General features: G+C 71.4%; 14 protein-coding genes and 1 tRNA gene. 7 read left to right on the top strand and 8 right to left on the bottom strand.

The window, feature by feature from the left end; genetic code table 11:
- Nucleotides 1-65: 65 nt before the first annotated feature.
- Nucleotides 66-1,451, top strand: coding sequence for an MFS transporter (locus HUS56_RS13940; protein WP_173924025.1), 1,386 nt, complete (start codon nt 66-68; stop codon nt 1,449-1,451).
- Here HUS56_RS13940 and HUS56_RS13935 read toward each other — a convergent pair.
- Nucleotides 1,441-2,670: a PLP-dependent aspartate aminotransferase family protein gene (locus HUS56_RS13935; protein WP_173924024.1), complete on the bottom strand. Its 1,230-nt coding sequence runs from the start codon at nt 2,668-2,670 to the stop codon at nt 1,441-1,443. The genes HUS56_RS13940 and HUS56_RS13935 overlap by 11 nt on opposite strands.
- Before the next feature lie 109 nt (nt 2,671-2,779).
- Between HUS56_RS13935 and HUS56_RS13930 the strand changes: the two genes are divergently transcribed.
- Entirely contained in the window at nt 2,780-3,256 is a 477-nt protein-coding gene (locus HUS56_RS13930) for an Lrp/AsnC family transcriptional regulator (protein ID WP_173924023.1), read from the top strand.
- A gap of 56 nt (nt 3,257-3,312) precedes the next feature.
- Here HUS56_RS13930 and HUS56_RS13925 read toward each other — a convergent pair whose 3' ends face one another.
- The 6 genes from HUS56_RS13925 to HUS56_RS13900 form a co-directional block, all read right to left on the bottom strand.
- Entirely contained in the window at nt 3,313-4,410 is a 1,098-nt protein-coding gene (locus tag HUS56_RS13925; RefSeq protein WP_173924022.1) for a VIT1/CCC1 family protein, read from the bottom strand.
- A 154-nt stretch (nt 4,411-4,564) separates the two neighbouring features.
- The gene (locus tag HUS56_RS13920; RefSeq protein ID WP_254431469.1) at nt 4,565-5,437 is read right to left on the bottom strand and encodes a DUF3097 domain-containing protein; all 873 of its coding nucleotides are present in this window, start codon (nt 5,435-5,437) and stop codon (nt 4,565-4,567) included.
- A 149-nt stretch (nt 5,438-5,586) separates the two neighbouring features.
- Complete coding sequence (locus tag HUS56_RS13915) at nt 5,587-9,024, bottom strand: error-prone DNA polymerase (protein ID WP_173924021.1); 3,438 nt, start codon at nt 9,022-9,024, stop codon at nt 5,587-5,589.
- Between the two features lie 16 nt (nt 9,025-9,040).
- Nucleotides 9,041-10,588 carry a DNA polymerase Y family protein gene (locus HUS56_RS13910; protein ID WP_173924020.1) on the bottom strand — a complete coding sequence of 516 codons (1,548 nt, stop codon included), beginning with the start codon at nt 10,586-10,588 and terminating at the stop codon, nt 9,041-9,043.
- Nucleotides 10,585-11,328, bottom strand: a complete 744-nt coding sequence (locus HUS56_RS13905) for a hypothetical protein (protein ID WP_173924019.1) — start codon at nt 11,326-11,328, stop codon at nt 10,585-10,587. The genes HUS56_RS13910 and HUS56_RS13905 overlap by 4 nt, the downstream gene beginning before the upstream one ends.
- A gap of 168 nt (nt 11,329-11,496) precedes the next feature.
- Nucleotides 11,497-11,581 (bottom strand) — tRNA-Leu (locus tag HUS56_RS13900).
- A gap of 114 nt (nt 11,582-11,695) precedes the next feature.
- Between HUS56_RS13900 and HUS56_RS13895 the strand changes: the two genes are divergently transcribed.
- Together HUS56_RS13895 and HUS56_RS13890 are read left to right on the top strand one after the other, a co-directional pair.
- On the top strand, nt 11,696-13,021 hold the full coding sequence (locus tag HUS56_RS13895; protein ID WP_173924018.1) for a M20/M25/M40 family metallo-hydrolase: 1,326 nt from the start codon (nt 11,696-11,698) through the stop codon (nt 13,019-13,021).
- A 60-nt stretch (nt 13,022-13,081) separates the two neighbouring features.
- The gene (locus HUS56_RS13890; RefSeq protein WP_173924017.1) at nt 13,082-13,900 is read left to right on the top strand and encodes an undecaprenyl-diphosphate phosphatase; all 819 of its coding nucleotides are present in this window, start codon (nt 13,082-13,084) and stop codon (nt 13,898-13,900) included.
- A 21-nt stretch (nt 13,901-13,921) separates the two neighbouring features.
- Here HUS56_RS13890 and HUS56_RS13885 read toward each other — a convergent pair whose 3' ends face one another.
- On the bottom strand, nt 13,922-14,842 hold the full coding sequence (locus HUS56_RS13885) for a PAC2 family protein (protein WP_254431468.1): 921 nt from the start codon (nt 14,840-14,842) through the stop codon (nt 13,922-13,924).
- Between the two features lie 73 nt (nt 14,843-14,915).
- On the opposite strand from HUS56_RS13885, the gene HUS56_RS13880 reads away from it, so the two are divergent.
- Genes HUS56_RS13880 through HUS56_RS13870 form a run of 3 tightly spaced genes read left to right on the top strand, consistent with a single transcriptional unit; the run spans nt 14,916 to nt 17,630 of the window.
- Nucleotides 14,916-15,617, top strand: coding sequence for an HAD family phosphatase (locus HUS56_RS13880; protein WP_173924015.1), 702 nt, complete (start codon nt 14,916-14,918; stop codon nt 15,615-15,617).
- Nucleotides 15,614-16,639: a tRNA (adenine-N1)-methyltransferase gene (locus HUS56_RS13875; RefSeq protein ID WP_254431467.1), complete on the top strand. Its 1,026-nt coding sequence runs from the start codon at nt 15,614-15,616 to the stop codon at nt 16,637-16,639. Before HUS56_RS13880 ends, HUS56_RS13875 begins: the two co-directional genes overlap by 4 nt.
- Before the next feature lie 43 nt (nt 16,640-16,682).
- Nucleotides 16,683-17,630 (top strand): FKBP-type peptidyl-prolyl cis-trans isomerase, encoded by a 948-nt coding sequence (locus tag HUS56_RS13870; protein WP_173924013.1) that lies wholly within the window; start codon nt 16,683-16,685, stop codon nt 17,628-17,630.
- The last annotated feature ends 45 nt before the right edge of the window (nt 17,631-17,675 follow it).

Here is a 17,675-nt window from a genome sequence, read left to right as displayed (position 1 = left end):
GAATGGCGGCGGTGGGCGTCGGATGCCGCGGGCCCGGCGTCCGAGGGGTGTGCCAGCATGGGCGGATGGACCGCCGTACCCGCGTGCTCGTCGTCGCCATCGTCGTGTCGTTCATCGCGTTCCTCGACGGTGCGGTCATCAACGTGGCACTGCCCTCGTTGGCCGACGATCTCGGCGGCGGACTGGCGCTGCAGCAGTGGGCGGTGGACGCCTACCTGCTCACGCTCGGATCGCTCATCCTGCTCGCGGGATCGCTCTCCGACTCGTTCGGCCGGCTCCGAATCATCCGCATCGGGCTCTACGGCTTCGCCGCGACCTCCGTCATCTGCGCCGTCGCACCCGACGGCATCGTCTTCGTGCTCGGCCGGGCCCTGCAGGGCGCAGCCGGGGCACTCCTGGTGCCGAGTTCGCTCGCCATCATCATCGCGACCTTCTCCAAAGAGGAGCAGGGCCGCGCCATCGGGCAGTGGACAGCGTGGACGACCAGTGCGTTCCTCGTCGGCCCCTTGTTCGGCGGCGTCCTCGTCGACCTGCTGTCCTGGCGCCTCGTCTTCTGGATCAACCTCGTGCCCATCGCGGTGGTGCTCGTGCTCATGCACGCGCTCGGACGCGACGAGCCGAACCCCGATCGCGACCCCATCGACTGGGTGGGCGCGGCGCTCGGCATCGTCGGCCTCGGCGGGGCGGGGTTCGCCCTCATCGAGCAGGGCAGATTCGGCTGGGGGTCGCCCGTGGGGTGGGCCCCGCTCGTGGTCGGCCTCGTCGCGCTCGTCGTCTTCGTGCTCTGGGAGCGGCGCACGCGCCATCCGATGCTTCCACTGAGCCTGTTCCGGGCACGCAACTTCGCCTGGGGCAACGTCGCCACGCTCTTCATCTACGCGGCCTTCTCGCTCGGGCCGTTCGCGATGACGATCTTCCTCCAGGAGTTCGGCGGTTTCTCCGCGACGCTCGCCGGACTCGCGACACTCCCGCCGACGGTGATGCTGGTGCTGCTCGGCTCGCGGTTCGGCGGACTGTCCACGCGCTACGGTCCGCGCATCTTCATGACGCTCGGGCCGGTCGTGGTCGCGGTCGGCTACCTGCTCACCCTCACGGTTCGGCAGGAGCTGAACTACTGGGCGCAGTTCCTGCCCGGCATCCTCCTGATCGGGCTCGGCATGGCGATCACGGTGGCTCCGCTCACGTCAGCCATCCTGGGGGCGGTCGACCCGTCCCGGGCGGGGATCGGGTCGGCCGTCAACAACGCGGTCGCACGCATCGCGGGGCTCGTCGCGATCGCGAGCATCGGGGTGATCGTCGGCACGCAGCTCGACGTCGGCGGATACCAGCGGGCCGCGTTCGCGACTGCGGCCTTCCTCGTCGTCGGCGGCATCATCTCGTGGATCGGCATCCGGAACCCGGTCACGGCGGTCGGCGCAGTGGAGGGGAGGCCGCGGCGGGTCAGCCGCTGAGGGCGTCGGCGCGGTCGGGCGAATGGAGCCCACCGATCTCGGCGGCGGCATCGAGGGCCGCCATGAGGTCCGCCGTCAGGTCGTCGACATGCTCCAGCCCGATCGAGAGTCGCACGGTGCCCGCACTCGGCTTGGCTTCGCCCGCCACGGGCCGATGCGTGAGCGACGCGGGGTGCTGCACGAGTGAGTCCACCCCGCCCAGCGAGACGGCGTGGGTGATCAACTCGCACGACTCGGTGAACCTGGCCGCCGCGTCGTACCCGCCCGCGAGGTCGATCGCGATGATCGAACCCGGCCCGTCGAGCTGGGTGCCCAGGAGGCCCGCCGGATCCTGCCCGGGCAGCCCGGGATACCGCACCCCGGCGACGGCGGGGTGCGCGAGCAGCCGTTCTGCGAGCACATGTGCGGTCTCCTGCTGCGCGCGAACCCGCACCGGCAGGGTCCTCAGCCCACGGTGGAGGAGGTAGGCCGCCATCGGGTGGAGGAGTCCGCCGGTGAGTGCGCGTACCCGGCGAAGGCGTTCCATCCAGTCCTGGCTGCCGGCCACGACTCCGCCCATCACATCCCCGTGGCCGCCCAGGTACTTCGTCGCGCTGTGCAGCACGAGCGCGGCGCCGAACTCGACCGGACGCTGCAGCACCGGGGTCGCGAACGTGTTGTCCACCAGCAGGGGAACGTCGCCCGCGGCGTCCGCTGCCTGACGCAGGTCGAGGAGCTCGAGCGTGGGGTTCGCGGGGGTCTCGACGATCACGAGGCCCGTGTCGGGTTCGATCGCCGTGGCGATTCGGGCGGCATCCGTCCACGTCACCCGGGTGCCGAGCAGGCCCGACTCGAGCACGTGGTCGGTGCCGCCGTAGAGGGGCCGGACCGCGACCACGTGCGGGCGGCCGGCGGACGCTGCCGCGATGAGCGTCGCCGACAGCGCCGCCATGCCGCTCGCGAACGCGACCGCCCCCTCGGTGCCCTCGAGCCCGGCGAGGGCCTCTTCGAAGCGCGCGACTCCGGGCTGCCAGAGCCGCTGGTAGACCGCGGAGCGGCCCTCGCCGAGGGCGTGGCCGGTCGCGAGCTCCTCGTACGAGAGCCCGCCCGCCTCGACGGAACCGAGCGGGTTCGTGGTCGAGAAGTCGATGACGGGCACGTGGGATCCGCTCGCCCGGACCCCGTGCATTCCGCCGTGCACGGCGCGGGTCTCGAACTGCGACGACGACGATGGCTGCATGCCTCGAACCAAGCAGATGCTGTCATGAACAGCAAATCACACTGCAGGATCATTGCAGTACGATCGAAACATCGCAGAAACTGCGTTTCCGATGCCGGGGAGGCGAGCCATGGCGCAGAAACCCGAACTCGATCGCGTCGACCGCGCGTTGCTCCAGGCGCTCTCCACGAACGCCCGGGCGTCGGGCGCAGCACTGGCCGCTGAGGTCGGCGTGGCCGAGTCCACGGTATCGCTGCGCCTGCGCCGGCTCCAGAGCCTCGGCACGGTTCGCGGGTACCGCGTCGACGTCGACCTGGCCGCCCTCGGCGTGTCGCTGCAGGCGCTCATCGCGGTGCGTCTCGTGAAGCACGACCGCAACGAGATCGACGCGTTCCGTCAGCAGGTGCCGCACCTTCCCGGTGTGCTGGGCGTCTTCCACATGGCGGGTGCCGACGACTACCTCATCCACGTCGCCGCGCGCGACGCCGAGGAGCTGCGCGAGTTCGTCGTTGCCCATCTCACGGGGCATCCGGCGGTCGCGCACACCGAGACGAACCTCATCTTCGAGCACGTCGACGGCGACGGCTGGAATCGCTTGGTCGGCTGAGCATCGCCGGCCCGCGCTCCTGAGCCCGGGTATCGGCCGAGCGATCGACCCGCCCGTCAGGCGACGGTGGCGCCGAACGCGAGCCCGAGGGCGTAGGTGATCGCCGCGGCGCCGAGGCCGATCGCGAGCTGGCGCAGTGCCCGTCGCAACGGTGGCGCGCCCGAGAGCAGGCCCACCGTCGCGCCGGTGGCCAGCAGCGCGATGCTGACCAGCACGGCGGCGGTCACGATCGCGACCGTGCCGGACAGGCCGAAGATCCACGGCAGCACCGGAATGAGCGCCCCCGAGGCGAAGAACACGAAACTCGAGACGGCCGCGTTGAGCCCGGTGCCGATGGCATCATCGTCGTTCGCCGTGACCGTCAGGGGATCGGTCGGCACCGGGTTCCTCCCGGCAGCGTGCACCCGCGCGACGACGAGAGCCGCGCGCTCGCTCGCCTCCTGCTCGTCCATGCCACGGGCCCGATACACCAGGGCGAGTTCGTTCGCGTCGATGTCGAGGTCGACCAGGGCCTCGCGGGTCGTCGGGTCGGGCACGGATGCCTCGAGCAGCTCGCGCTGGGATCGCACCGAGACGTACTCGCCCGCCCCCATCGAGAGCGCGCCCGCAAGGAGGCCGGCGATGCCGGTGAACAGCACGACCGAGGCGGGGACTCCGGTGGCGCCGATGCCGAGCACGAGCGCGAGGTTCGAGACCAGCCCGTCGTTGGCGCCGAAGACCGCGGCGCGGAAGGTGCCGGCCAGGCGACGTCGCCCGCGAGCGGCGAGTCCGCGCACGACCTCGCCGTGGATCCGCTCGTCGGCGGCCATGGCGGGTGTGGCGTCAGGGTCGGTGGCGTAGGGTGAGCGGCCCTCGGCGCGCTGCGCGAGCGCCAGGACGAAGATGGACCCGAACCGCCGGGCGAACGCGCCGAGCAGTCGGGTGCGGAGGTCGGCTCGCGGCATCCGGCCCTCGTCACCGCCGAGGAGGGCGAGCCAATGCGCCTCGTGGCGGCCCTCGGCTGCGGCGAGCGCGAGCAGGATCTCGCGCTCCTCGCCCTCGCGTCGGGCGGCGAGCTCGCGGTAGACCGCGGCCTCGGCACGTTCGTCGGCAAGGTACCGCCGCCACTTCGCGCGATCGCCGTCGGTGGCCGACTGGCGCCCCTCTTGGTTCATGTCTCACGTCCTCCACGGGCCGACGATGTGCGGTCGTCCCGCTCCATCGCGTTCGGCACGCGCCTGCGGCCTCCCACACGATATCCGCGGCCGGTCGGGCACGGTCCGAAACGGCCCCGATTGGCAGCATTTCGGAGCGCCGAAGGGCAGTGCCTCAGGCGTCGTGCGGCGCCGTCACGAAGTCGATGAGCTCCTCCACGCGCCCGAGCAGCGCGGGCTCGAGGTCGCCGTAGCCGCGGACGCGGCCGAGGATGTGCTGCCACGCACGCGCGATGTCGGCCTGCTCGGCGTGCGGCCAGCCGAATGCCGCGCACACGCCGCGCTTCCATTCGACGCCACGCGGAATGACCGGCCAGGCGTCGTGACCGAGCCGAGTCGGCTTCACCGCCTGCCAGATGTCGACGAACGGGTGCCCCACCACGAGCACGTGGCGCCCATGCGGGCCGCGCGCCACCGCGTCGGCGATGCGCTGCTCCTTCGACCCGGGAACGAGGTGGTCGACCAGGATGCCGGCCCGTCGCCCGGGTCCGGGACGGAACTCGTCGAGCTGCTCGTCCAGCACGTCGACGCCCTCGAGGTACTCGACGACGACCCCCTCGATGCGGAGGTCGGCCCCCCAGACCTTCTCGACCAGCTCGGCATCGTGCCGCCCCTCGACGAAGATGCGGCTGGGCAGGGCGACGCGGGCGGGCGCGGACGCGACGGCGAACGACCCCGACGCGGTGCGCGCCCGTGCGGCTGGCGGCTTCTGGCTCGGACGAACGAGTTCGACGGGCTCGCCATCGACGAGGAACCCGTGGCCGAGCGGGAACAAGCGCGTCCTGCCGAATCGGTCTTCGAGTACGACGTGCTGCTTCTCGAGCCCGACGACCGCGCCGACGTAGCCGTCGGCGGCGAGTTCGACGACGAGATCGCGGGCGGCCTCCACCTTGGGGATGATTCGGCGGCCGCGTGCCCGCCAGTCGCCGGCGAGCACGTCGCTTCCGTAGCGGTCGGGTCCGATTGCGTCGAGAGGTGTCGCTGGCACCGGACGAGGCTAACGGATGTCACGAGGCGGGACGGATGCCGAACCGGTGAGCCGCGCAGACCGACCATGCGCCCGAACCCACGCCACCAGACTCCTCGGGATCGTCATCGCACCGTTGCGGTGCGATGACGGGGTGCCGCGCAGCGCCCTCAACGGAAGTCGCGTGACCGGGAAGGCGCCGACACGGTGAGGCGCTCGAACCGATCTGCGACGAGGTTGGTCACCCCTTCGGGCGAGCGCTCCAGGATGCCGCGGACGATCATCGCGGGCGCCTCCCGGGCCACCCGGCGATACCGGTTCCACACCCCGACCCCCGCGATCACGTTGAGGGTGCCCGATTCGTCTTCGATGTTCAGGAAGGTGATGCCGCTCGCGGTCGCGGGACGCTGACGATGGGTGACCACGCCGCCCACCTCGATGCGCCGCCCACTTTCGGCGTGCGTGAGACGGTCGATGCGGATCGCACCGCGCTCGTCGAGCTGACCGCGGATGTGCCGGATCGGGTGATCGTCGGGAGAGATACCCGTCGCCCAGAGGTCGTACACGACCTGCTCGGCGTCGGTGAGCATGGGCAGGAGCGGTGGCTGCACGACCACCATCGATCCGGCGAGGTACTCCTCGCGATCCTGCGCCGCCTCGCCGGCGAGCCAGAGCGCCTCGCGTGGCTGCAGGCCGAACCCCTCGAACGCGCCGGCCGCGGCGAGTGCCTCCAGTTGCTCGGCGTCGAGGCCGGCGCGCCGCGAGACGTCGGCCATGTCGCGGTACGGTCCCCGTGCATCGCGCTCGGCGACGATGCGCTCGGCGACCTTCTCGCCGATCGACGAGACGTCGGCGAGTCCGAGCCGCACCGCGAACGCACCGTCGCGGCGATGCTCGGCAGAACGGTCGGACAGGTCGCGGTCGAACGGCCCGACGGGCGGTTGCACGGGATCGACGCACGAGGGCATTCCGGTCGGCTCGCGCCGAGTGCCGATGGTGTCGTCGTCAGCTGACGCGGATGTCGCGTCGATCGCCTCGAGCCCCGCGTTCACCCCCGACCGGAGGATGTCGGGCCGCAGCACCGTCACGCCGTGTCGCCTGGCGTCGGCCGTGAGCGTCTGCGGCGAGTAGAAGCCCATCGGCTGCGCACGCAGGAGCGCCGCGAGGAACGCGGCGGGGTAGTGCAGCTTCAGCCACGAGCTCGCGTACACGAGCAGCCCGAAGCTGAGTGCGTGGCTCTCGGCGAACCCGAAGTTCGCGAACGCCTGGATCTTGTCGTAGATCGAATCGGCCACGTCGGGTTCGATGCCGTTCGCCGCCATGCCGGCGTAGAGCTTCTCGCGCAGTCGCTCGATCTTCTCGACCCCGCGCTTGGAGCCCATCGCGCGGCGCAGCAGGTCGGCGTCGGCGGCGGTGCAGTCACCCACCGCGACGGCCATCTGCATGAGCTGCTCCTGGAAGAGCGGCACCCCGAGCGTGCGCGAGAGCACCGGCTCGAGGTCGGGGTGCAGGTAGCTGATCGGCTCCTCTCCGGTGCGTCGCCGGATGTAGGGGTGCACGGCACCGCCCTGAACGGGGCCCGGCCGGATGAGCGCGATCTCGACGACGAGGTCGTAGAAGCAGCGCGGCTTCAGCCGGGGGAGCGTGCCCATCTGCGCGCGGCTCTCGACTTGGAACACCCCGATGGAGTCGGCACGGCAGAGCATGTCGTAGACCGCCTCCTCCTCCTTGGGCAGGGTCGCGAGCTCCCACTCCTCGCCCGTGGCCTCGCGCACGAGATCGAAGGTGTACTGCAGGGCCGCGAGCATGCCCAGGCCGAGCAGGTCGAACTTCACGAGCCCCATCCACGCGCAGTCGTCTTTGTCCCACTGCAGCACCGTGCGGTTCTCCATGCGGGCGTGCTCGATCGGGCACACCTCGCCGACGGGCCGGTCGGTGAGCACCATGCCGCCCGAATGGATGCCGAGGTGGCGCGGGAACGTCAGCAGCTGCTCGGCGAGGTCGACGACCGGGGCCGGGATGTCGTGATCGTCGGTCGACACCACCGCACCCCATCGCTCGACCTGCCGCGACCACGCATCCTGCTGGCCGGTGGAGTAGCCGAGCGCCTTCGCCATGTCGCGCACCGCGACCTTCGGCCGGTAGCTGATCACGTTGGCCACCTGGGCGGCGTTCTGCCGGCCGTACTTCTCGTAGACGTACTGGATGATCTCCTCCCTGCGGTCGGAGTCGAAGTCCACGTCGATGTCGGGCTCCTCGTCGCGCAGCGCCGACAGGAACCGCTCGAACGGCAGGTCGAAGAAGATCGAGTCGACCGCGGTGATGTCGAGCACGTAGCAGACGGCGGAGTTCGCGGCCGATCCACGACCCTGGCAGAGGATGCCGCGGCTGCGCGCCTCGCGCACGATGTCGTAGACGATGAGGAAGTACCCGGGGAAGTCCTTCTGCTCGATCACGTCGAGCTCGCGCGCGAGCCGCTCGCGCACGTGCTCGGGCAGCCCGGGATAGCGGCGCTCGGCACCCGCCCAGACGAGCTCGCGCAGCCAGCTCATGGGCGTGTGGCCGGCGGGAACCTTCTGCCGGGGCAGCCTGGGCCGAGCACTGCGCAACCGGAACCCGAGCTCCTCCGCGAGCGTCACCGAACGTGCGACCGCGCCCGGATACCGGTCGAAGCGGCGCATCATCTCGACACCGCTGCGCAGGTGCAGGCCATCGGATGCCGGGAGCCACCCGTCGAGCTCGTCGAGGCTGCGTCTCGCCCGCACCGCCGCCAGCGCGGAGGCGAGCCGGTGCTCGCCCGGGGTCGCGTAGTGCACCGCGTTCGTCGCGAGCAGCGGCAGCCGGGCCCGCTCGGCGAGCGCGGCGAGCACGTCGTTCGCCTCCTGGTCGAGCGGATGCCCGTGGTCGAAGAGCTCCACGACGACGTGGTCGCGCCCGAACAGGGCGACGAGGCGGTCGAGCTCGCGCCACGCGGCATCCGCCCCCTCGTTCGCGAGTGCACGACGAACCGCGCCCTTGCGGCATCCGGTGGGGATCACCCACTCGCCGCCCGAACGCTCGGCGAGCTCTTCGAGCGAGTAGACCGGGCGCCCCTTCTCACCGCCCGCGAGCTGCCCCGCGGTGATGGCGCTGGCGAGCCGGTGATACCCCTCCTCCCGCCGTGCGAGCACGAGCAGGTGCTCGCCCTCGGGGTCGGCGGCGCCCATCTGCGGTTCGGTGAGCCCGAGCGAGAGCTCGGCGCCGAACACCGTCTGCAGGTCGGGGAAGCTCTCGGCGGCCTCGGCGAAGCGCACGATGCCGTAGAAGCCGTCGTGGTCGGTGATGGCGAGCCCCGCGAGGCCGAGGCGGTGCGCCTCTTCCACCAGCTGCTCGGGCGACGAGGCGCCGTCGAGGAAGCTGAACGTGGAGTGCGCGTGCAGCTCGGCGTACGGCACGATCGGGCCGGTCGGTGCCGCAACGCCCTCGGAGGGGCGGTACGGATGCCGCTTGCGGCTCCACGCGGGACTGTCGCCGCCGTCGGCGATGACCCCGGGCCCGCCCGGCCGCCGCCGATCGGAGAGCTTGCGTTCGAGCTCCGACCACGGGATCGACGGATTGTTCCAGCCCATCAGTGGCCTCCGGCCATCAGTCGTACCTCGCCTCGGCCCACCAGCCCTCGCGGTCGCGCACGAGCAGCCATGCGCAGCCGTCGTCGTCGACGACCTGGAAGCGGTGCACGCGCTTGGCCTGCTCGGCGTCCCACCAGCGTTCGACCACCGGCCACGGGCCGGCCCATGCGCGAACCGGGGCCGCCTCGCGCCCACCCACGGCGAACCGCTCGGGTGCCGCGGAGATCGCGCCGCGCTCGTCGATCGCCACCAGCTCGCCACGCGCATCGAGCAGGGCGATCGGCTGCCGCTCACGGAACACGCTCGCCGGGGCGAGCGCGGGCAGGCTCCCCGGCCACGGCGCCTCGGCTGCGGCCAGTTCTGGCGGCCGGTCGCCCCACGGCACGAGCACCTGGCGGTCGGCGAGCATGCGGCCGCCGCCGATCGCCGCGGTCACGACCGCCTCGTGCCCGAGCATGCTCTGCACGCGGGTGAGCCCGTGGTGCACGCGCTCGTCAGGACCGCCGCCCCAGAGCCCCTCTTCATGGTTGCCCGTGGAGTCGATGTGCTCGGGGATGACACGAAGCCGCACGATCGGCGACGCCAGCCCGCTGTCGGCCGTACCGGCGCCCTGCAGCTGCCAGCGCACCCGGTCGATGACGTCGGCCGGCGTGAACCACCGCGGATGCAGCCAACTGCGGCTGGAGTGCCCGCCGCCCTCGTCGTCGAGCTCGATGCGCAGGCTCGTGCACACGAGCCTCACGGAGCGCATGCGCTCGATGAACTGCTCGGCCCCGACCCGGAACGCGAACGCGAGCTGATCGACGCGGTCGAGCGGCGGCTCGAAGTGCTGCACGGCCTCGAACTCGGGTGGGGGAGTGCGGGCGATCACGCGAGCCTGCTCGCGCCCGGCGGCGCGATCGTGCGCGAAGGCCCCGGATGCCCCGAACCGGCGCCGCACGTCGTCATCGGGCAATGCGGCGAACTCGCCCAAGGTGCGCACCCCCAGCCGGTTCAGGAGGGTCGCGGTGCGCGCATCGACCACGAGCCCGACGGGCAGGGGCGCGATGAAGGCTGCGGATGCCCCGGGCTCGATGATGCGCACGGGGGATTCGTGTGCCGCCCGTGCCGCCTGCTCGGCCGCGAACGGCCCGTCGGCCACGCCGACCCTGGCATCGGGTACCCCGTGCCGGGCGACGGTGGCGAGGAGAGCCGCCGCCGCGGCATCCTCACCGCCGTAGTACCGCGCCGGGCCGCGCGCCCGCATCGCAAGCGTGCCCGGGCGCACGAGCTGCACGCCGGGCACGGTCGCCTCGACCGCTCGGACGACGGGCTCGAAGATGCGCGCGTCGAGCGCCGCGTCGTAGTCGAGCAGGGTGAGTTCGGGGCAGCGGTACTGCGCCTCGCGAAGCTTCAGGCCTCGCGTGACGCCGTCGCGGCGGGCGGCGGCGGAACAGGCGAAGACGAGGCCGGCCTCGGTGAGCGCGATGGGCGCAGCCGGGTCGAGCGCGTGCTCGCGGCACACGGCGAACACCGGCCAGTCTGGGCACCACAGCACGATGGCGCGGCCCGGGTCTGGAGTCATCCGGTCGCCCTCCGTTCGAACTCGCCGATGGCGAACCGGCCGATGCGGATCGGTTCGGCGACCTCGGCGTCGCCGGCACCGGCATGCACCGCGGCGAACTCGAGCGAACGGTCGGGAAGGCGGAGCCGTGAGCGGATGCTGCGGACGAACTCGCCACGACCGGCGGCGCTCACGACGACCTCGCGTTCGACCAGGCGCCCGGGCCCCCACTCGATTCCCTGCCACTCGCTCGCCTCGACCCGGAGGCGGGCGTCGCTGCCCGGCCACTCGCCGGCGACGAGCAGTGTGGTGCCCCGCTGGCGGAGTCGAGCCTGCAGCCGGCTCGTCTCGGCGGCGGAGACCCGACCGGTGGGCCGCACCGCGACCACGGGGATGACATCGGCGAGCGCCGCGACGACGGTGAGCCACTGACGCCCTGGATCGGGAACGAGCACGAGCCGGTCGAGGGAGACGCCGAACCGCGCCGCGGCCTCGACGCCGAACTCGGGCATGCCGGCGACCGCGACCCATCGCCCGCTCGCGCTCGGACCGGCGAGGAGCGCCATGAGCAGGGTCGTCGACCCCTCGACCTGCACGACCGTGCCCTCGCGCAGCGTGCCGCCGGGCAGCACGGCCTCGAGCGCCGGATGCGTCGGCACGGCCTTGGAGTCGAGCCGAGTCGCCTGCATGCCCCGGATGCGGGCCTGCAACTCCTCTACACGCGCGGGCCGTGGAGCTGGGGCTGCGAGGGGAGCGGTCATGGTCATATCCCATGTTCGAACATACGTTCGAATCAGGCAAGTCCCAAGAGCCGACCGTCCTGCCGACTCCGAGTTGCCCGAATTCCACGAGAATCGGGTGTCTCGGTTCGAGAACGGGCGAAACGGAAGAAGGCCGGATCACGATGATCCGGCCTTCTTCGCAACGCGTGCGCGAGGGGGGACTTGAACCCCCACGCCCTATACGGGCACTAGCACCTCAAGCTAGCGCGTCTGCCAATTCCGCCACCCGCGCGTTGTGTCGGGCCGTGATCGCTCGCAGGCCCGAGAGAAGACATTAGCACGGATTCCGGGGTGCCTCGAACGCCGGCGAGGCGCCCCCGACGCCGGGGCGACTACGGTGAAACGCATGGCCGAAGCATCCGCAGTGCAGCAGTCCGACACCGCGCTCGACGAGACGGCGGTGATCGCACGCGACCTCATCCGGATCGACACCACCAACTACGGGGAGGGCCGGGCCGAGGGCGAACGCGAGGCCGCCGAGTACGTCGAGGCGAGGCTCGCCGCCCTCGGCCTGGCGCCGCAGGTCTTCGAGCCCGCCGAGCGGCGCACGAGCGTCGTCGCACGCGTCCCGGGGCGCAACCCCGCAAAGCCCGCGCTCGTGCTCCATGGTCACCTCGACGTGGTGCCCGCCGACCCCCGCAACTGGAGCGTCGACCCGTTCGCCGGCGAGATCCGCGACGGGATGCTCTGGGGTCGCGGTGCGGTGGACATGAAAGACATGGACGCGATGATCCTCACCGCGCTCGGCGACATCATCGGCTCGGGGTCGCTGCCCGAACGCGAACTCGTGGTCGCGTTCTTCGCCGACGAGGAGGCAGGCGGCGGAGTCGGAGCGAGCTGGCTCGTCGATCACCATCCCGAGCTCTTCGACGGCGCCACTGAGGCGATCAGCGAGGTGGGCGGCTACTCCGTGCACGTCGGCGACCAGCGCGCCTACCTGCTGCAGACGGGGGAGAAGTCGCTCATCTGGGTGCGCCTCATCGCCCACGGCACCGCGGCACACGGCTCCCGGCTCATCCACGACAACGCCGTGACGAAGCTCGCCGAGGCCATCGCGCGCCTCGGCCGCACGGAGTGGCCGCTCCACCTCACCGACACGACCCGAGAGCTGCTCGGCGACATCGCCGCGGCGCTGGGCGTCGACGCCGAGCAGGTCGCACCCGATGAGCTCGCCCTCGCGACCGGGTCGGCGTCGGGCTTCATCACCGCGACGCTGCGCACCACGACCAACCCGACGAAGCTCGACGCCGGGTACAAGCACAACGTGATCCCCGACCGTGCCGAGGCGCTCGTCGACATCCGCACCCTGCCGGGGGAGGAGGACGCGGTGCTCGCCCAGGTCCGCGAGATCATCGGCGACGACGTCGAGGTCCAGATCGTGCACCGTGACATCGGGCTCGAGGCACCGACGCACGGGCCGCTCGTCGACGCCGTGCGGCGATCGATCGGGGTGCACGACCCCGGGGCATCCGTCTTCCCCTATCTGCTCTCGGGCGGCACCGACAACAAGTCGCTCAGTCGCCTCGGCATCGCGGGCTACGGCTTCTCCCCGCTCCGCCTGCCCGAGGGCATCGACTTCCCCGGGATGTTCCACGGCGTTGACGAGCGAGTGCCGCTCGACGCACTAGTCTTCGGTAGGCGGGTCCTGAGGGACCTCCTCCTCGACTACTGAACCGAATACTGACCAGGTCACTCCTCCGGCTGCCGCGGAGGCGGAAGGCGGACGCTCCACGTGATCGAAGCGATCATCCTCGGGCTCGTGCAGGGGCTCACCGAGTTCCTCCCCATCTCCTCGAGCGCCCACCTGCGCATCCTGGGCGAGTTCCTGCCCAACGCCCAGGACCCCGGTGCGGCGTTCACCGCGATCGTGCAGATCGGCACCGAGGCGGCCGTCGTCGTCTTCTTCTGGCGCGACATCGTTCGCATCATCTCGCACTGGTTCCGGTCGCTCACCGGCAGGATTCCGCGCAACGATCCCGATACGCGGATGGGTTGGCTCATCATCGTCGGCTCCATCCCGATCGTGGTGCTCGGCATCCTGTTCCAGGACACCATCGAGACGACCTTCCGCTCGCTCTGGATCGTCGCCACGATGCTCGTCGTGTTCGGCATCATCCTCGGCCTCGCCGACTGGGCAGGGGCGAAGAACCGCAAGCTCGACCAGCTCACCGTGCCGCACGGCATCCTCTTCGGATTCGCGCAGGCGCTCGCGCTCATCCCCGGCGTCTCTCGATCGGGCGGCACCATCACGATGGGGCTGTTCCTCGGGTACGAGCGCGCGGCCGCGGCGCGCTACGCGTTCCTGCTCGCGATCCCAGCGGTGTTCGGCTCGGGGTTCTATCAACTGTTCAAGAGCTGGGGCGAGCCCGCCGTGTACGGTCCGATCGAGACGGCCGCCGCGACGCTCGTCGCCTTCGTCGTCGCGATCCTCGTCATCGCGTTCTTCATGCAGTGGATCTCACGGCACAGCTTCCTGCCGTTCGTGATCTACCGGCTGCTGCTCGGCGGCACGATCTTCGCCCTGTTGGCGGCAGGGGTCATCGAGGCGTGACGGATGCCGCGGGCCCGCGCCTCACGGAGCCGGCCGCGGGCCCTCACCGCGCCCGTCGGCGCGCCCCTCGGGCCCGTCGCCGCGCCGCCGCAGGTACCGCTCGAACTCCTGGGCGATCGCCTCGCCGCTCGCCTCGGGCGCGTCGACGGCGTCACGCGCCTGCTCGAGCTGGGTGATGTAGCCGGCCATGTCCTCGTCATCGGCCGCGAGGGCGTTGACGCCCGCCTCCCAGGCCTTGGCCTCGACCTCGAGGTTGCCCCGCGGGATGCTGAGGCCCGTGAGCTCCTCGAGCTTGCCGAGCAGGGCGAGCACGGCCTTCGGCGAAGGGGAGTTGTGCACGTAGTGCGGAACCGACGCCCAGAGCGACACCGTCGGAATTCCCACCCGCTCGGCCTGGTCCGCGATCACGCTGAGGATGCCGACCGGGCCCTCGTAGGTGGATCGGTCGACGCCGAGCGCGTCGCGGACGTCGGGGTTCTCGCTCGAGGCGAACACCGCGAGCGGGCGCGTGTGCGGGGCATCCGCCAGCATGGCACCGAGGAGGATGATGCCCTCGATGTCGGCGGTGAGCGCGGCGTCGACGAGTTCGGCGGCGAAGCCCTTCCAGCTGCGTGCCGGCTCGGATCCGAGCAGCACGTGCAGCGTGTCGGCGCCCGGTCCGGTGACGCGCGCCTGGCCGGGCGAACCGGGATCGCCGCTCGGACCGAGGATCGCTGCCCCGGGCCACTCGAGCCGCCGGACCCCGTCGTCGCCGACCGCGACCGTGGGCCGCGTGAACTGGTAGTCGAAGTAGAGCTCGGGATCGACCGACGCGATCTCGACGAGGCCGAGACGTTCGACCAGGAGCTTGGCCGCACCGGTGGCCGCCTCGCCCGCGTCGTTCCATCCCTCGAACGCGACGACGAGCAGCCTTCCGCCCTCGAACCCGGCCGGATGATTCACTCCAGGTGCCCCGCTTCCCGCCCCGACTCCGGGGACTCTCCCACAATAGGCCGTGGCCGTAGACTTGCGGGTTGTGACCACTCGCCTTCCCGCCGCAGTCCTGTGGGACATGGACGGCACCCTCGTCGACACCGAGCGCTACTGGATGACGGCCGAGGAAGAGCTCGTCGAGTCCTTCGGAGGGCGGTGGACGCACGAAGACGGCCTCGGAGTCGTGGGGCTGGGTCTCTGGGAATCGGCGCGTGTGTTCCAGGCGGCGGGCGTCGACCTCGATGCCGACACGATCGTGGCGCGCCTGACCGCGCGGGTCGAGGAGCAGATCGCCGAGCACGGCGTGCCCTGGCGGCCCGGGGCGCGCGAGCTGCTCGAGGCCCTGCGCGAGGCTTCCATCCCGACCGCGCTCGTCACCATGTCGGTGCGGTCGATGGCCGACGACATCGTCGCGGCGATCCCGTTCGAGGCGTTCGACGCCATCGTGACCGGCGACTCGGTCGACAACCCGAAGCCGCATCCCGAGCCCTACCTCGCTGCAGCCGAGGCGCTGGGCGTCGACATCGCTGCGTGCGTCGCCATCGAGGACTCCCCGGCGGGCCTCACGTCGGCCTGGTCTGCAGGCGCCGTGGCGGTCGGCGTGCCGAACATCATCAGCCTCGACGAGGCGCCTTCGCACGCGCTCTGGGCGACGCTTGCCGACAAGTCGGTGGCGGATGTCGCGGCCGTCCTCGCGGCGCGAGACGCATGCGATGCGCGAGATGCCCGTGGGGTCACGGCGTGAGCGAGAGCCGGGGCGAGCGCAGCGGGCCGTTCCGGGCGGGGGACCGAGTGCAGCTCACCGGCCCCAAGGGCCGGCTGCACACCATCACCCTCGAGCCCGGAAAGCTGTTCCACTCGCACAAGGGCCCGATCGCGCATGACGACCTCATCGGCCTGCCCGACGGATCGGTCGTCACCAACCAGGTCGGCGTCGAGTACCTCGCGCTTCGGCCTCTTCTCAGCGACTTCGTCATGTCGATGCCGCGCGGTGCCGCCATCGTGTACCCGAAGGACGCCGCGCAGATCCTCGCCCTGGCCGACATCTTCCCGGGTGCCACCGTCGTCGAGGCCGGCGTCGGCTCGGGTGCCCTGTCGCTCTGGCTGCTGCGTGCGATCGGAAGGTCGGGGCGGCTCCTCTCGTTCGAACGCCGCGAGGAGTTCGCCGAGGTCGCCCGCGCCAACGTGGCGACGTTCCACGGCTCCGACCCCGAGAACTGGTCGATCACGCTCGGCGACCTCGCTGAGTCGCTGCCCGAACAGGCGCCCGCGGCATCCGTCGATCGCGTCGTGCTCGACATGCTCGCGCCGTGGGAGTGCATCGACGCCGTTTCGACGGCCCTGAAGCCCGGCGGGGTGCTGCTGTGCTACATCGCCACCGTCACGCAGCTCTCCCGCGTGGCCGAGGCGATCCGTGCGACCGGCGACTACACCGAGCCGCAGTCGTCCGAGACCATGGTGCGTGGCTGGCACGTGCAGGGGCTCGCGGTCCGGCCCGACCATCGCATGATCGCCCACACCGGGTTCCTGGTCACCGCGCGGCGCCTGGCACCCGGCACGGTGCTGCCCGAGCTCAAGCGACGCCGGTCGAAGACCGAGTTCACCGAGGATGACGTCGAGACCTGGACGCCCGGCGCCCTCGGCGAGCGGACCGTCAGCGCCAAGGCCCTGCGCAAGCGGGTCCGAGTGGCGGATGCCGCGGCAGGGCAGTCCCGCGCCGTCGACCCCGGCACCGACCGACCTGAACCCCCAGCCGATGCCGGGTAGTCTTTCATCGCCCCTCCGCGACCCATCGAAGAATCGAGGATCAGTGCGCTCGTCTCTCGCGCTCACCGCCACCGCCGGCCTGGTCGCCGTCGCCCTCACCGGCTGCGCCTCCGCGCCCACCCCTGACGCGTCCCCCGGACGGTCGTCGGAGCTGGTCACCGTCTCTGGCGACTTCGGCGATGAGCCGCAGGTCGAGTTCCCCACTCCGCTCGCGCCCCAAGAGACCCAGTGCTCCGAGGTCATCGCGGGCGACGGTGAACTGCTCGCCGACGGACAGCAGGCGATGGTCGGCCTCGCCGTCTACAACGGCCGCACCGGCGACGAGATCCAGGTCGCCGGGTTCGGCGATGAGGACCCGGTGCCGGTCGTTGCCGGCCGAGGCGGCCTTCCCGGCATTGCGAAGGGGCTGAGCTGCGCGAGTGAAGGTTCGCGAGTGACCGTCGTCGTGCCCCCCGCCGACGCGTTCGGCGAGCAGGGCAATCCCTCGCTCGGCATCGAGGCCGACGACAGCCTCGTGCTGGTCATCGACGTGCACGAGACCTTCCTCACGCGCGCGAACGGTGCCGTCCGGCTCAGCCGCGACGGGTTCCCGGCCGTGGTGCTCGCACCCGACGGCCGCCCCGGCATCACCGTGCCCAAGACCGAGGCGCCCACCACCGAGACCGCACAGGTCGAGGTGCTGAAGGCCGGCTCGGGCCCGGTCGTGGAGTCGGGCGACCGCGTCGTCGTGCACTACACCGGCGTCACCTGGGACGACAACGAGGTCTTCGACTCGAGCTGGGAGAACGGCGTTCCCGCGACGTTCGTCGTCTCCGACGGCGACGATTCCGAGGTCATCCCCGGCTTCGCCGACGCGGTCATCGGGCAGAAGGTGGGCTCGCAGGTCGGCGTCATCGTGCCTCCGTCCGAGGGGTACGGCGACCAGGCGGCCGGCCGGATCCCGCCCGGCTCCACCCTGTTCTTCGTGATCGACATCCTGGGGGTCGTCTGAGCCGGCGACGCCGCCCGGGCCCTGCGCCCCGTTCAGTATGATCGC

The sequence above is a fragment of the Agromyces sp. Marseille-P2726 genome (assembly GCF_902809835.1).
Taxonomy (GTDB): domain Bacteria; phylum Actinomycetota; class Actinomycetes; order Actinomycetales; family Microbacteriaceae; genus Agromyces.
This window is presented reverse-complemented; position numbering and strand designations above follow the sequence as displayed.